The 14,650-nt window shown below is 73.1% G+C and carries 12 protein-coding genes; 5 read left to right on the top strand and 7 right to left on the bottom strand.

All coding sequences use genetic code 11. The features are described 5' to 3' along the window. Positions 1-16: 16 nt before the first annotated feature. Positions 17-1,810 (bottom strand): acyl-CoA dehydrogenase, encoded by a 1,794-nt coding sequence (locus tag HLA93_RS10990; RefSeq protein WP_308128063.1) that lies wholly within the window; start codon positions 1,808-1,810, stop codon positions 17-19. 175 nt (positions 1,811-1,985) lie between these two features. Here HLA93_RS10990 and HLA93_RS10985 point away from each other — a divergent pair, with 175 nt between their 5' ends. Together HLA93_RS10985 and HLA93_RS10980 are read left to right on the top strand one after the other, a co-directional pair. Then, on the top strand, positions 1,986-2,456 hold the full coding sequence (locus HLA93_RS10985; RefSeq protein WP_222194434.1) for a hypothetical protein: 471 nt from the start codon (positions 1,986-1,988) through the stop codon (positions 2,454-2,456). Next, positions 2,453-3,622 carry a zinc-dependent alcohol dehydrogenase gene (locus HLA93_RS10980; RefSeq protein ID WP_222194433.1) on the top strand — a complete coding sequence of 390 codons (1,170 nt, stop codon included), beginning with the start codon at positions 2,453-2,455 and terminating at the stop codon, positions 3,620-3,622. The genes HLA93_RS10985 and HLA93_RS10980 overlap by 4 nt, the downstream gene beginning before the upstream one ends. Before the next feature lie 77 nt (positions 3,623-3,699). Here the strand turns inward: HLA93_RS10980 and HLA93_RS10975 are convergent, their stop codons facing one another. Together HLA93_RS10975 and HLA93_RS10970 are read right to left on the bottom strand one after the other, a co-directional pair. Further along, positions 3,700-5,619: an MDR family MFS transporter gene (locus HLA93_RS10975; RefSeq protein WP_222194432.1), complete on the bottom strand. Its 1,920-nt coding sequence runs from the start codon at positions 5,617-5,619 to the stop codon at positions 3,700-3,702. Further along, positions 5,616-6,107 carry a MarR family winged helix-turn-helix transcriptional regulator gene (locus HLA93_RS10970; RefSeq protein ID WP_222194431.1) on the bottom strand — a complete coding sequence of 164 codons (492 nt, stop codon included), beginning with the start codon at positions 6,105-6,107 and terminating at the stop codon, positions 5,616-5,618. Before HLA93_RS10970 ends, HLA93_RS10975 begins: the two co-directional genes overlap by 4 nt. Positions 6,108-6,286: 179 nt before the next feature. On the opposite strand from HLA93_RS10970, the gene hrpA reads away from it, so the two are divergent. Further along, entirely contained in the window at positions 6,287-10,240 is a 3,954-nt protein-coding gene (gene hrpA, locus HLA93_RS10965) for an ATP-dependent RNA helicase HrpA (RefSeq protein WP_222194430.1), read from the top strand. A gap of 37 nt (positions 10,241-10,277) precedes the next feature. On the opposite strand, the gene HLA93_RS10960 is transcribed toward hrpA, so the two are convergent. After that, positions 10,278-10,646: a hypothetical protein gene (locus tag HLA93_RS10960; protein ID WP_308128062.1), complete on the bottom strand. Its 369-nt coding sequence runs from the start codon at positions 10,644-10,646 to the stop codon at positions 10,278-10,280. Positions 10,647-10,833: 187 nt separating this feature from the next. On the opposite strand from HLA93_RS10960, the gene HLA93_RS10955 reads away from it, so the two are divergent. Beyond that, positions 10,834-11,238: an ATP-binding protein gene (locus tag HLA93_RS10955; RefSeq protein ID WP_222194429.1), complete on the top strand. Its 405-nt coding sequence runs from the start codon at positions 10,834-10,836 to the stop codon at positions 11,236-11,238. 75 nt (positions 11,239-11,313) lie between these two features. Beyond that, positions 11,314-11,496, top strand: a complete 183-nt coding sequence (locus HLA93_RS10950) for a hypothetical protein (protein WP_222194428.1) — start codon at positions 11,314-11,316, stop codon at positions 11,494-11,496. Between the two features lie 69 nt (positions 11,497-11,565). On the opposite strand, the gene HLA93_RS10945 is transcribed toward HLA93_RS10950, so the two are convergent. The 3 genes from HLA93_RS10945 to HLA93_RS10935 all read right to left on the bottom strand — a co-directional run bounded on the left by HLA93_RS10945 (position 11,566) and on the right by HLA93_RS10935 (position 14,617). Continuing rightward, on the bottom strand, positions 11,566-12,867 hold the full coding sequence (locus tag HLA93_RS10945; protein ID WP_222194427.1) for a sulfate adenylyltransferase subunit 1: 1,302 nt from the start codon (positions 12,865-12,867) through the stop codon (positions 11,566-11,568). Next, positions 12,867-13,775: a sulfate adenylyltransferase subunit CysD gene (cysD, locus tag HLA93_RS10940; protein ID WP_222194426.1), complete on the bottom strand. Its 909-nt coding sequence runs from the start codon at positions 13,773-13,775 to the stop codon at positions 12,867-12,869. The genes HLA93_RS10945 and cysD overlap by 1 nt, the downstream gene beginning before the upstream one ends. A 137-nt stretch (positions 13,776-13,912) precedes the next feature. Further along, on the bottom strand, positions 13,913-14,617 hold the full coding sequence (locus HLA93_RS10935; RefSeq protein WP_222194425.1) for a PaaI family thioesterase: 705 nt from the start codon (positions 14,615-14,617) through the stop codon (positions 13,913-13,915). Positions 14,618-14,650 lie beyond the last annotated feature (33 nt).

Below are 14,650 nucleotides of genomic sequence, written 5' to 3'. Positions count from 1 at the left end.
GACGGCGGCGGGCCGCTCAGAACCAGTCGCTGCGCATCCCCAGCACCGTGGTGTCCAGCGAGGCGAGCAGCGCCAGCTGCGGCCCCACCTTCGGCAGCTCCCAGCGCTGGAAGTACCGGGCCGCCTGCCGCTTGCCGGTGTAGAAGTCGCCCTCCCGGCCCTCGGTGGCCAGCGCCTGCTCCAGCCACAGCCAGCCGACCACCACGTGGCCGGCGGCCTCCAGGTAGACGCTGGCGTTGGCCAGCGCCACCTGCGGGTCGCCCTGGCCCCACAGGGTCGCGGTGACCGCGCCCAGCTGCTGCACCAGCCCGTCCAGCTGCTCACCGAGGTCGGCCCACTCCGTGCCCGCGGCCCGCTGCGTCGTGGCGGCGATCGCCTCGCCGAGCAGTGCCAGCCCGGCCCCGCCGCGCATCACGACCTTGCGGCCCAGCAGGTCCAGGGCCTGCACCCCGTGGGTGCCCTCGTGGATCGGGTTGAGCCGGTTGTCCCGGTAGAACTGCTCGACCGGGTAGTCGCGGGTGTAGCCGTAGCCGCCGTGCACCTGGATCGCCAGGTCGTCGGCGGCCAGGCACCACTGCGAGGGCCAGCTCTTCGCGATCGGGGTGAGCACCTCCAGCAGCAGGTGCGCTCGGGTGCGCTCCTCCTCGGTCTCCGCCGTCCGCTCCTCGTCGACCAGCCGGGCGCAGTAGAGCCCCAGCGCCAGCCCGCCCTCCACGTAGGACTTGCCGGCCAGCAGCATCCGGCGCACGTCGGGGTGCTCGATGATCGGCACCGGCGGTGCAGCGGGGTCCTTGCCGGCCAGTGGACGGCCCTGGGTGCGGGTGCGGGCGTAGTCCAGGGCGTGCAGGTAGCCGGTGTAGCCCAGCGCCGTCGCGCCCATCCCGACGCCGATCCGCGCCTCGTTCATCATGTGGAACATGTAGGTCAGGCCGCGGTGCAGCTCGCCGACGAGGAAGCCGACCGCACCGGGCCGCCCGCCGGGGGTGTGCACGCCCTCGCCGAAGTTCAGCAGGGTGTTCGTCGTCCCGCGGTAGCCCATCTTGTGGTTCAGCCCGGCCAGGACGACGTCGTTGCGCTCGCCGAGGCTGCCGTCGTCCCGCACCAGGAACTTGGGCACGATGAACAGCGAGATGCCCTTCACCCCGGCCGGGCCCCCGGGCACCTTGGCCAGCACCAGGTGGACGATGTTCTCGGTCAGCTCGTGGTCGCCGGCCGAGATCCACATCTTGTTGCCGGTCAGCCGGTAGCTGCCGTCGTCCTGTGGCTCCGCGCGGGTGGTGATGTCGGCCAGCGAGGAGCCCGCCTGCGGCTCCGAGAGCGCCATCGTGCCGAACCAGCGGCCCTCGGCCATCGGCGGCACGTAGGTCTGCACCTGCTCGGGCGTGCCGTGCGCGACCAGCAGGTTCGCGTTCGCCATGGTCAGGAACGGATAGGCCGAGGTGCCGATGTTGGCCGCCTGGAACCACGCGTGCACCGCCTGGTTCACCACGGCGGGCAGCTGTAGGCCACCGAGCTCCTCGGGCAGCGCCGCGGCGGTCATCCCGGCCTCGGCGAAGACGCGCAGCGCGGCCGCCACCTCCGGGATCAGCACCACCTTGCCGTCCACGACGTGTGGCTCGTTCTCGTCGGCCGCGTGGTTGTGCGGGGCGAAGTGCTCGGTGGCGATGTCGGCGGCCAGCTCCAGCACCGCGTCGAAGGTCTCCCGGGAGTGCTCGGCGTACCGCTCGCGCTTGGTCAGCGTCTCGACCTGGAGCCACTCGTGCAGCAGGAACTCGAGGTCGCGGGGGGACAGGACGAGCGACGAGCGCACGATGGACTCCTGGGACGACGGCGGTGTCGGCGCGGGCGGCGGGTGCCCACCCCGCCAGGTTAGGCGCCACCGCGCGGTGCCCGGTCGTGCGCGGTGACCAGCTGAGGCCCGCTCGCGTGCAGCGCATCGCACTCCGCGGGTTGGCCTCCCGCTGACGTCGGGTAGGAGGAGCCCCATGCCCCTACCGAAGATCGTCGCCCGCGCCGCCGGGCTGGCCAGCGAGGCCGGCGGCACCGCCCTCAAGCAGCTGCAGCACGTCCGGATCCCCGGCGTCGGACAGGCGTCGGTGACCGATGACCCGCGCACGTCCGCTCGCCGATGGCGCGCGGTCACCGTGCTCACCGACCCCGACCAGCTGCGGACGGCGACGCCGGCCCCGCTGGCGGCGTTCGGCGACCGGCTGGAGGTGCGGGTGAGCCAGGCCCCCGGCGACCGCGGCGCCGAGCTGGCCGCCCGGTTCCGCGGCCCGGTCACCGAGGAGGAGATCGGCGAGCTGCGCTCGGCCCTGCGTGAGGCCAAGCAGCTGGTCGAGGTGGGCGAGGTGCTGCGCAACGAGCCGCAGCCGCACGGCCACCGCAAGCAGACGCCGCAGGGCAAGGTCCTGGACGGCGTCATCGCGCAGGCACCGAAGGAGGGCGTGCTGTGAAGGCCGCGACCTGGACCGGCGTGAACGAGGTCTCCGTCGAAGAGGTCCCCGAGCCGCAGCTGCTCAACGACCACGACGTGATCCTGAAGATCACCCAGTCGGTCACCTGCGGCTCGGACCTGCACCTGCTGGGCGGCTACATCCCGTTCATGCGCGCCGGTGACGTGCTGGGCCACGAGTTCATCGGCGAGGTCGTCGAGGCAGGGCCCGCGGTGCGCGACCGCAAGGTCGGCGACCGGGTCGTCGTCGCGCCGTTCGCCGCCTGCGGCAACTGCTGGTACTGCGAGCAGGAGCAGTACTCCCTGTGTGACAACGGCAACGCCAACCCCGGCATCACCGAGGGGCTGTGGGGGCAGAGCCCGGGTGGCTGCTTCGGCTACTCCCACGCGATGGGCGGCTACGCCGGCAGCCACGCGGAGTACATGCGGGTGCCCTACGCCGACGTCGGCACCTTCGTCGTCCCCGAGGGCGTCTCCGACACCCGCGCGCTGTTCGCCTCCGACGCCGCCTCGACCGGCTGGATGGGCGCCGACCTCGCCGGCACGAAGCCCGGGGACGTCGTCGCGGTGTGGGGCGCCGGTGGCGTCGGGCAGATGGCCGCCCGCGCGGCGATGCTGCTGGGTGCGGAGCAGGTGGTCGTGCTGGACCGCGTCCCGGAGCGGCTGCAGCAGGTGCGCGAGCACGTGGGCGCCGAGGCCGTCGACTACACGACCACCGACGTGCTGGCCGAGCTGCGCGAGCGCACCGGCGGCCGCGGGCCGGACGTCTGCATCGAGGCCGTCGGCATGGAGGCGCACGGCACCGGTGTGGCGGGCGCCTACGACCAGGTCAAGCAGCAGCTGCGGCTGCAGACCGACCGCCCCACCGCGCTGCGCGAGGCGATCCTGGCCTGTCGCAAGGGCGGCTCGGTGTTCAGCCTGGGCGTCTTCGCCGCGATGGTGGACAAGTTCCCGATGGGCGCGCTGATGAACAAGGGGCTCACCTTCCGGGGGGCGCAGGTCCACGCCCAGCGCTACATCCCCGAGCTGCTGGAGCGGATGGCCCGCGACGAGCTGGTGACCGAGCACCTGGCCACCCACGTGCTGCCGCTGAGCGAGGCGCCCCGGGGCTACCAGATGTTCAAGGACAAGACCGACGGCTGCGTGCGGGCGGTCTTCCAGCCCTGATCCGCTGCGGCCGGCGATGACGGCGGACGACGGCGGCCCCCTCCCGGGGAGGGAGAGGGGCCGCCGTCGTGTGTGGGTCAGCCCTTGCGGACGTCGTCCGGCAGGTGCTCGGCGGGCACGCTGGCCAGCCCGGTCGGCTGGTCCGCGGTGGTCGCCTCGTGCCGGCCGCCCTCCGACCGGTCCTCGGGACCGGCCGCCTCGTGCCGGCCCCCCGCCGGGACGGCGCCGTCGGCCTGCTCGGCGGTCCGGGAGACGTCGTCCACCGGGGGCTCCACCGAGGTCGGCGCCGCGGCACCGGCAGCGTGGGCGGCGGCGGCAGCCGGCGCGTCGGCGGCGGGGTCGACGGGCCCGCCCTCACCGGCCTGCTGGGCCTGGATCCCGGACTGGGTCCGCAGTGCCAGCTGGGGCAGGAACAGCAGGACGAAGAAGCCCACGGCCACCACGCCCGCGGCGATCAGGAAGACCAGGTCGATCGAGTCGGCGAAGCCGGCCTTGAACGGCAGGGCCACGGCGCTGGGCAGCTCCTGGATGAACGAGGTGTCCGACAGGTCGGTCGCGTTGCCGGCGGCCGCCTGCAGCTGCGGCGCCAGCTGCGGGTCGGCGGCGGCGGCGTCGGAGACCCTGCTGCCGATGTCGGTGGGCAGCCGGGTGAACAGCACGGAGAGGAAGACCGCCGTCCCCAGGGTGCCGCCCATCTGGCGGAAGAAGGTCACCGAGGAGGTGGCGACACCGATCTCCCGCGGGCTGACCGCGTTCTGCACGGCGAGGATCACCGGCTGGAAGTTGAACCCCAGGCCCAGCCCCATCAGCAGCATGAAGGGGAACATCGCCCAGATCGAGGTGTCCGCGCCGACGATGAACGACAGCGACACCAGCGCGGTGACGATGAAGACCACGCCGACCAGCGGGAACAGCTTGTACTTGCTGGTCCGGGCGATCACCTGACCGGCGATGACCGAGCCGGTCATGATGCCCAGCACCAGCGGGATCATCTGCAGCCCGGCGACCGTGGGGCTGGAGCCGTGCACGATCTGCAGGTACTGGGGCAGCAGCAGGATGCCGCCGAACATGCCGGCACCCAGCACGATGCTGCTGAGGCTGCTCACCGCGAAGGTGCGGTTGGCGAACATCCGGAGCGGCAGCAGGGCGTCGTCCTTGTACACCCGCTCGGCGAGCACGAAGAGCACGAACCCGACTGCGGACAGGGCGTAGCAGACCAGCGCGCCGGTGCTGCTCCAGCCCCAGGTGCGGCCCTGCTCGGCGACGATCAGCAGCGGCACCAGGAAGGTGATCAGGGCCAGGGCGCCGGGGAAGTCGATCCGGTGCTCGCGCTTGGTGTGCGGCAGGTGCAGCACCTTGAAGACGACGAGGAACGCGAGGACGCCCAGCGGCACGTTGACGTAGAAGATCCAGCGCCAGCCGGTGATGCCGAGGATGGCGGACTGGCCGGCGAGGAACCCGCCGATGACCGGGCCCAGCACGCTGGAGGTGCCGAAGACGGCCATGAAGTAGCCCTGGTACTTCGAGCGCTCCCGCGGCGGGACGATGTCGGCGATGATCGCCAGGGCCAGGGACATCAGACCACCGGCGCCGATGCCCTGGACCGCCCGGTAGACGGCCAGCTGGTACATCGTGTCGGCCAGGCCGCACAGCGCCGAGCCGATGACGAAGACGGCGATGGCGAACAGGTAGAACGGCCGGCGGCCGTACATGTCGCTCAACTTGCCGTACAGCGGCGTGGTGATCGTCGAGGTGATCAGGAACGCGGTGGTCGCCCACGCCTGCAGGTCGTAGCCGTTCAGGTCGTCGGCGATCGTGCGGATGGCCGTGGAGACCACGGTCTGGTCCAGCGCGGCGAGGAACATGCCGAGCAGGAGGCCGCCCAGGATCGTCATGATCTGGCGGTGGCTGAACACCCCGGAGGCGTCGGGCGCTGCCGCGGCGGCCCGGGTGTTCCGGCGGTCGGAACCCGTCGCGCGGTCGCTGGTCTGGGTCATCGGTCCTTCTCGGAGTCGTTCGCGGTGCCGCCGGCGGCGGCACCGAGGTGAGCGGTGAGGTCCTGCACGAAGCGGTGCAGCTGCGCGGTGAAGGCGGCCAGCTCCGCGGGTGACCAGTCGGCGGTCACGGTCGCCAGGTGCCCGTTGCGTTCCTCGCGCAGTGCCTCGAGGGCCTGCTCGCCGGCCGGGGTGACGACCAGCTTGCTGGCGCGGCCGTCCTGCTCGTCGGCGACCCGGCGCACCAGCCCGCGGTCGACCAGCAACGTGACGTGCCGGCTGACCGTGGAGGGGTCGGCGTGCACCAGCTCGGCCAGCGCGCCCTGGCGGAGCGGGCCGGACCGGGTGAGCGGGAAGAGCAGCACGTGGGCGGCGCGCTCGCGGGCCTCGGTGCCCTGACCCTGTGCCTTCAACGCGTGCATGGCGCGCATGAGCCGGGAGAGCTCGTCGCCCAGCGCGGCACCGGCGGCCGGTGCGGCGAGATCGGTCATCAGGACTCCGGACGTGGGACGGCGGGCGCCACACTGCGCCGGAGGAACAGTTGCACGGTACAAGCCGTTGCGCGATGCACGCAACCAGTTGTAGCCCGCACGGATGGTGATCCGCGCGACGTCGCCGTCCGGGGTGAGACCCTGGGAGGCATCCCCCCGGAAGGAACTGCGAGCACCCCGTGACCACCCCGCACGACGACCTGCGGTCCCGGCTGTCCGCACTCACCCTGGCCGATGAGCACCGGCTCGGCCGCCGGCTCGACGGCACCCGTCGCACCAAGGACCCGGCGGCCCGCGCCCGCCAGCGCGAACGGATCGCCGAGGACGTCGCCGCCGCCGAGCAGCGCATCGCCGCCCGGCGCGCCGCCGTCCCGGTGGTGAGATATCCGGAGGAGCTGCCGGTCAGTCAGCGCCGGGACGACATCGCCGCCGCGCTGCGGGAGTCCCAGGTCGTGGTGGTGGCCGGGGAGACCGGCTCGGGCAAGACCACCCAGCTGCCGAAGATCCTGCTGGAGCTGGGACGCGGCGTGCGTGGGCGGATCGGGCACACCCAGCCGCGGCGGATCGCCGCCCGCACGGTGGCCGAGCGGATCGCCGAGGAGATCGGCACCCCGCTGGGCGACGTCGTCGGCTGGAAGGTCCGGTTCACCGACGAGGTCGGCGACCGGACGCTGGTCAAGCTGATGACCGACGGCGTCCTGCTCGCCGAGGTGCAGCGCGACCGGATGCTGCGCCAGTACGACACGATCATCATCGACGAGGCGCACGAGCGGAGCCTCAACATCGACTTCCTGCTGGGCTACCTGGCCCGGCTGCTGCCCCGCCGCCCCGACCTCACGCTGGTCATCACCTCGGCGACCATCGACGTCGACCGGATCGCCAAGCACTTCTCCACCGACGGCGCGAGCGTGCCGGTGGTCGAGGTCAGCGGCCGCACCTACCCGGTCGAGGTCCGCTACCGCCCGGTCGTCGACCCCGAGGACCCGGAGGCCGACCCCGACCGCGACCAGGTGAGCGCGATCGTCGACGCCTGCGCCGAGCTGGTGGCCGAGGGGCCGGGCGACGTCCTGGTCTTCCTGGCCGGCGAGCGCGAGATCCGGGACACCGCCGACGCGCTGGGCGAGCGGGGGTTCCCGCACACCGAGGTGCTGCCCCTCTACTCGCGGCTGTCCGCCGCCGACCAGCACAAGGTCTTCCAGCCGCACACCGGCCGCCGGATCGTGCTGGCCACCAACGTCGCCGAGACGTCACTGACGGTGCCCGGCATCAAGTACGTCGTCGACCCGGGCACCGCGCGCATCTCCCGGTACAGCCATCGCACCAAGGTGCAGCGGCTGCCGATCGAGCCGATCAGCCAGGCCTCGGCTCGGCAGCGGTCGGGCCGGTGCGGGCGTACCAGCGAGGGCATCGCGATCCGGCTGTACACGCAAGCCGACTTCGACGCCCGGCCGGAGTTCACCGACCCGGAGATCCTGCGCACCAACCTCGCGTCGGTGCTGCTGCAGATGGCCTCGCTCGACCTGGGCGACGTCGCCGACTTCCCGTTCATCGACCCGCCGGACCGCCGCGCGGTCGCCGACGGCCTCGCGCTGCTCGAGGAGCTCGCCGCCCTCGACGGTGAGGGGAAGCTCACCGAGACCGGCCGCGCGCTGGCCGCCCTGCCGCTGGACCCCCGGATCGCCCGGATGGTCGTGGAGGCCGACCGGCGCGGGGTGCTGGAGGAGGTGCTGGTCATCGCCGCCGGCCTCACCGTGCAGGACGTGCGGGAGCGCCCGGCCGAGCACCAGCAGGCCGCCGACGAGCTGCACAAGCGGTTCGCCGACGAGAACTCCGACTTCCTGGCGCTGCTGAACCTGTGGCGGTACCTGGCCGAGCAGCAGGACGAGCTGTCGGGCAACCAGTTCCGGCGCACCGTGAAGCGCGAGTTCCTGCACCACCTGCGCATCCGCGAGTGGCAGGACCTGCACGGCCAGCTGCGCAGCACGGCCCGCCGGCTGGGCATGACCACCGGCACGCTGGCCCCGGCCCCCGACGAGCGCGGCGTCACCGCCGCCCTGCTGGCCGGCCTGCTCTCCCAGGTCGGCATGCAGGCCGAGCCCGCGAAGGGCCAAAGTCGCGACAACGGCCCCAAGCGCGGGAGCCGGGAGTACCTGGGCACCCGCAACACCCGGTTCGTGATCGCCCCGGGCACCCCGCTGGCGAAGAAGCCGCCGCGCTGGGTGGTCGCCGCGGAGCTGGTCGAGACCAGCCGGCTGTTCGCCCGCATGGTGGCCCGGGTCGACCCGGAGGTGGTCGAGCGGTTGGCCGACCACCTGGTGAAGCGGCAGTACAGCGAGCCCCGGTGGGACGCCAAGCGCGGCTCGGTCGTCGCCACCGAGCGGGTCACCCTCTACGGCCTCCCGCTCGTGGTCGGCCGCCGGGTGCAGTACGGCTCGATCGACCCGGTGGTCTCCCGGGAGCTGTTCATCCGGCACGCCCTGGTGCAGGGCGAGTGGACGACGCACCACCGGTTCTGGGCGGAGAACCAGGCGGCGATCGAGCGGGTCGCGGAGCTGGAGGAGCGGGCCCGGCGCCGCGACATCCGGGTGGACGACGAGACGGTGTTCGAGCTGTACGACGCCCGGGTGCCCGCCGACGTCGTCTCCACCCGGCACTTCGACCGCTGGTGGAAGGAGGCCCGGCGCACTTCTCCGGACCTGCTCACCTTCACCCCGGAGATGCTCACCAACGCGGCCGCGGCCGGGCAGGTGCAGGCCGAGGACTACCCGGACGAGGTGCGGCTGACCCAGGGGCTGACCCTGCCGCTGTCCTACGCGTTCGCCCCTGGGGCGGCCGAGGACGGCGTCACCGTCGACGTCCCGCTGGGCGTGCTGGACACCCTCGCCAGCACGTCGGGGGAGTCCCTGTCGTTCACCGTGCCCGGGCAGCGGGCCGAGCTGGTCACCGAGCTGCTGCGCTCGCTGCCCAAGCAGCTGCGCCGCGGGCTGGTGCCGATCCCGGACCGGGTGCGCGAGGTGCTGCCGCACATCGACCCGGCCGAGCCGCTGCTGCCGGCACTGGAGCGCGAGCTGCGCCGGGCGACCTCCGTGGTCATCCCGCCCGATGCCTGGCAGCCGGCCGAGGTGCCCGCCCACCTGCGCGCCACCTTCCGGGTGCTCGACGACCAGCAGCGCCCGCTGGCCCAGGGCAAGGACCTGTCGGCGCTGCGCGCCCAGGTGGCCCCGCAGGCGCGGGCGAGCCTGGCCCGGGCGGCGTCGACCTACGAGCGCACCGGCCAGACGACCTGGACCTTCGGCGACCTGCCCGCCACCGTCGAGGTGCAGCGCGGCGGGCACGTGGTCACCGCGTTCCCCGCACTGGTCGACGAGGGCGAGACGGTCGGTGTCCGGGTGGTGCCCACCCAGGCGGAGGCCACGAGGCTGAGCTGGCGCGGCGCGCGCCGGCTGCTGGTGCTGGTCGCCGGGTCGCCGGTCAAGCAGGTGGTCAAGGGCATCTCACCGCGCACCCGGCTGGCGCTGCAGTTCAACCCGGACGGCGAGATCCCCGACCTGGTCGCCGACTGCGTCGACGCCGCGGCCGACGAGCTGATCGCCGCCGCCGGGGGCCCGCCGCGCACGGAGGCGGCGTTCACCGCCCTGGTCGGGACGGCGCGGGAGCAGTTGCAGCCGCTGACCACCGACGCCGTCCGGCGGGTGGAGGCGGTGCTCACCCAGGCCCGCGAGGTGGCCGTCGCGATCGGCGCCGCGCCCGGACGGCGGGTGCCCGACGCCGCCATCGCCGACCTGCGCCGGCAGATGGGCGGGCTGCTGCACCGCGGGTTCGTCGCGACCGCCGGGCGCCGTCGGCTGCCGGACCTGGTGCGCTACCTGACCGCGATGGCCTACCGGCTGGAGAAGCTGCCGGCCAACGCCGCCCGCGACCAGCTCTGGACGGCGCAGGTGGCCGCGGTGACCGCCGAGTACGAGCGGTTGCGGGCCGCCGTCCCGCCGTCGGGTGCGCCGGACGACCCGGTGGCCCGGGTGCGCTGGATGATCGAGGAGCTGCGGGTCGGGCTCTTCGCCCAGCACGTCGGCACGCCGCGGCCGGTCTCCGAGCAGCGGGTCTACAAGGCCATCGACGCCATCAGCGCCTGACCGCACCGCTGCAGGACCCGCCGCGAGCCTGCGAGCTTCAGTCGGTCTCGGGGCTGCCCGACTCCTTGAGGAGCGCGGAGACCCGCTGCCGGGTGACGCCGAACATCGCGGCGATCCGGTTGATGCTCACGTGCTCGGCCTGGAGGGCGGCGGCCTGTTCCCGGCGCCAGTCGGCCCCGGCGGTGGACAGGGTGGACAGCACGCTGCTGAGCTGTTCCACGATGAGCGGCCGCTCCTCGCCGGCGACGATCTCGGCCCACGACTGGCCGGCTCGCCGGTTCCGCAGCAGGACCTCGGCCCGCTCGCGGGCCTGCTCCAGCTGGGCGGTGCACGTGTCCAGCTCCTCCATCAGCGTGCAGAGCGCGCGGGTCGCCTCGTCCTCGACCGGGACGTCGGTGGCGCTCACGGGGACCTCCGAGTGCTCGTGCGGTGGGCTGGCACCGCTGTCTGAGTTGCACACTACCGGACTGAACAGGCATTGCATGCAGTAGGTGTTGCATGCAACAGGGGTTGCACGTCACTCTCACGGGTGTCATGGTTGGGCGAACATCCGGTTGTGCCCAACTGGGCCGAGGACAGCTGAGACGGGACCCATGGCCACCTTCACCGCGAGCGTCGACCTGCCCCCGATCGCCAGCAGCGTCCCCTTGGCCCGCCGGCTCGTGCGGGACGTGTTGCGCACCTGGCACGCCCCGCAGGACCGCGAGGACGCCGAGCTGCTGGTCACCGAGCTGGTGGCCAACGTCGTCGACCATGCGGGCGTCGACGTGCTCACCCTCGAGCTCTCGCTCGCCGGGGCCTGGCTGCGGATCGGTGTGCTGGACGGCTCCGCGGTGATGCCGGTGGTGCGTGAGCTGTCGCACACCGCGGAGCGCGGCCGGGGGATGCGGCTGGTAGCCGCCATCGCCGACCGGTGGGGCGCCGAGGAGCACCGCGGTGGCAAGCGGGTGTGGTTCGAGCTGTCGCCCACCGGCGTCGGGGAGCCGGACGAGGGCTGACCGCGGCGGGTTTGCGTCGCACCGGCGGCGGGGACGGTCGGGGAGACCGCGATCGCCAGACGAAGGAGTCATCGCATGAGTGAGCCGACCAGCCACACCGAGGCCGCCGGCGAGGGGCTGTCGGACGAGGAGATGGTCCAGGCCGTCGCCGGTCAGACCGACAGTGCCTCGGAGAACGCCGACGAGGCCGGCAAGGACTGGAACGGCGAGGCCGCCGAGACCCCCGCGCCCAGCGCGGCCACGGACCCGCAGGCCTGACGCGGGCGGTACCGCGACGCCGTCCTCGCGGACGGCGTCGCGTGCGCCCGGGGGTGGGACCCGGCCGGGTCAGCCTGCGGGGGTGAGCATCCCGGCGCCGACGGTGGCGTTGGTGGACTCGTCGATCAGGATGAACCGGCCGGTGACCCGGTTGCGGTGGTAGTCGTCGACGAACAGCGGCTGGGTGGTGCGGAACCGGACCCGCCCGATGTCGTTGAGCCCCAGGCCGGTCGCGTCGGTGTCGCGGTGCAGGCTGTTCACGTCCAGCCGGTACTGCACGTCCTTGACCATCGCGCGCACCGTGCGGGTGGTGTGCTTGACCGCCAGCCGCATCCGCGGCACCAGCGGCGCGTCGGCCATCCAGCTGACCATGGCGTCGAGGTCCTGCGTGACGTGCGGGGCGTTGTGCGGCCGGCAGATCATGTCCCCGCGCGAGACGTCCAGGTCGTCGGCCAGCCGCACCGTCACCGACATCGGCGGGAAGGCGGCGTCCAGCGGGCCGTTCGGGCCGTCGATGGCGGCGATCGTGGTGGTCAGCCCGCTGGGCAGCACCTGGACCTCGTCGCCAGGACGCAGCACCCCGGCAGCCACCCGGCCGGCGTAGCCGCGGTAGTCGTGGAACGCAGCGCTGTCGGGGCCCAGGACCTGCGGCCGGATCACGTACTGCACCGGGAACCGGGCGTCGACCAGGTTCCGGTCGCTGGCCACGTGCACGTGCTCCAGGTGGTGCAGCAGCGACGTCCCCTCGTACCAGGGCATGTTCGCCGAGCGGGTCACCACGTTGTCGCCCTGGAGCGCCGAGATCGGGACGACGGTCAGGTCGGGCACCTCGAGCTTGGTGGCGAACGCCGCGAACTCGTCGCGGATGCCCTCGAAGACCTCCTCCGACCAGTCGACCAGGTCCATCTTGTTGACCGCCACGACCAGGTGCGGCACCCGCAGCAGGGAGGCGAGGAAGGCGTGCCGCCGGCTCTGCTCGACCATCCCCTTGCGGGCGTCGACCAGCACGATCGCGAGGTCCGCGGTGGAGGCGCCGGTGACCATGTTCCGGGTGTACTGCACGTGCCCGGGGGTGTCGGCGAGGATGAACGTGCGCCGCGGGGTGGTGAAGTACCGGTACGCGACGTCGATGGTGATGCCCTGCTCGCGCTCGGCCCGCAGGCCGTCGGTGAGCAGCGCCAGGTCGACGTAGTCGCCGCGGCTGGCCCGCTCGATCGCCGCGTACTGGTCCTCGAAGACGGCCTTGCTGTCGTAGAGCAGCCGGCCGATCAGGGTGCTCTTGCCGTCGTCGACCGAGCCGGCGGTGGCGATCCGCAGGATGTCCTTGCGAGCGGTGGCGATCTCGGCGGCTGCCTGGGAGAGCGCGCTCATCAGAAGTAGCCCTCCTTCTTCCGGTCCTCCATGGCGGCGTCGCTGACCTTGTCGTCACCGCGGGTGGCGCCGCGCTCGGTCAGCCGGGTGACGGCGATCTCGGCGATGACCTCCGCGACGGTGGTCGCCGTCGAGCGGACGGCGGCGGTCAGGTTCGCGTCGCCGACGGTGCGGTACCGGACGCTCTCGCGCAGCACCGGCTCGCCGTCCCGCGGGGTGATGAACTGGTTGACCGCGTAGAGCATCCCCTGCCGGTCGACGACGTCCCGCTCCTGCGCCAGGTAGAGCTGGGGGATCGCGATCTCCTCCTGGGCGATGTAGCCCCAGATGTCCAGCTCGGTCCAGTTCGACAGCGGGAACACCCGGATCGACTCACCGAGGTGGGTGCGGCCGTTGTAGAGGTCCCACAGCTCCGGGCGCTGGTTCTTCGGGTCCCACTGGCCGAACTCGTCGCGGAAGGAGAACACCCGCTCCTTGGCCCGGGCCTTGTCCTCGTCCCGGCGGGCCCCGCCGAACAGGGCGGTGAAGCCGTGCTGCTCGACCGCGTCCAGCAGCACCGGCGTCTGGATCCGGTTGCGCGAGCCGTTGGGCTCCTCCCGCACCGTGCCGGCGGCGATCGCGTCGGGCACCGAGGCGACCACCAGCTCCACGCCCAGCTCGGCGACCCGCTTGTCCCGGAACTCCAGCACCTCGGGGAAGTTCAGCCCGGTGTCCACGTGCATCACCGGGAAGGGGATGCGGGCCGGTGCGAACGCCTTGCGGGCCAGCTCCAGCATCACGATGGAGTCCTTGCCGCCGGAGAAGAGCAGCACCGGGCGCTCGGACTCGGCGGCCACCTCGCGCAGCACGTGGACGGACTCGGCCTCCAGCGTCTGGAGCTGGCTGAGCCGGTGATCGGGGGTCGTCACGCTGTCGGGCTCCCGGGGACGGCGGCAGGCGTCACCGGGCGGTGACGCAGTTCAGTGGGGCAACCCCATCGGTGTGGTGGGGATTCCCGGGCACCAGTGTCCGGCATGGCGCCCCTGCCCCCGTCGCCCGGTGGGTCTCAGGCCTCGGTCACCGCGGTCGCGTCGCTGGGCCGCCCGGGCGGGGAGGGGCGCCCGTCGGCGTCGGTGATCGAGCCGAAGTACTCCGCCGAGCGCTCCGGCCGCGGGGTGACGAAGACGCCGCGCGCCTCCACGAGCGGCTGCTCCGGGGCGTCGGCCAGCGCGATCGTGCCGGTGACCACCACCTTGCGGCCGACCGTCTCGGTGACCGCGGCGCGCAGCAGCAGCCGGGTCTCCAGCGGCACCGGACGGCGGTAGTCCAGCTCGAGCCGGGCCGTCATGCCCCACAGCCCGGCGACGATCGCCGCCGAGCCCAGCAGCTGGTCCATCAGCAGCGCGCTCATGCCCCCGTGCACGTAGCTGGGCGGGCCCTCGTAGGGCAGGCCCAGCACCGCCTCGGCCACCACGCCGCCGCCCTCCCGCCGGATGTCCAGCGGCGGGGCCAGCGCGCTGCCGACCCCGGTGACCGGGTTGAACACCCGGCGGAACCGCACCGGGTCGTCGAGCACCGGCAGCTGGTCGCGGCGGCGGCGGGAGGCCGCCAGCCGGGCACTGAGCTCGCGGGCCGTGGCGGCCGCGGCCCGCAGCTCGCCGGGGTCCACCGTCGTCGTCACCGAGGTGCCGACCAGCTCCCGCAGGGCGCTGCCGAGCTCGGTGACGGCCGCCAGCAGCTCCGCCTGGTCCGCCGTCGTCTCCGTGGTCACCGGTGGATCAGACCAGCCGGGCGGCCCGGTCGA

This window comes from Modestobacter italicus, assembly GCF_019799965.1.
Lineage (GTDB): Bacteria > Actinomycetota > Actinomycetes > Mycobacteriales > Geodermatophilaceae > Modestobacter > Modestobacter italicus_A.
Note: the sequence above shows the minus strand (reverse complement) of the source record. Positions and strands in the feature narration are given on the sequence as shown.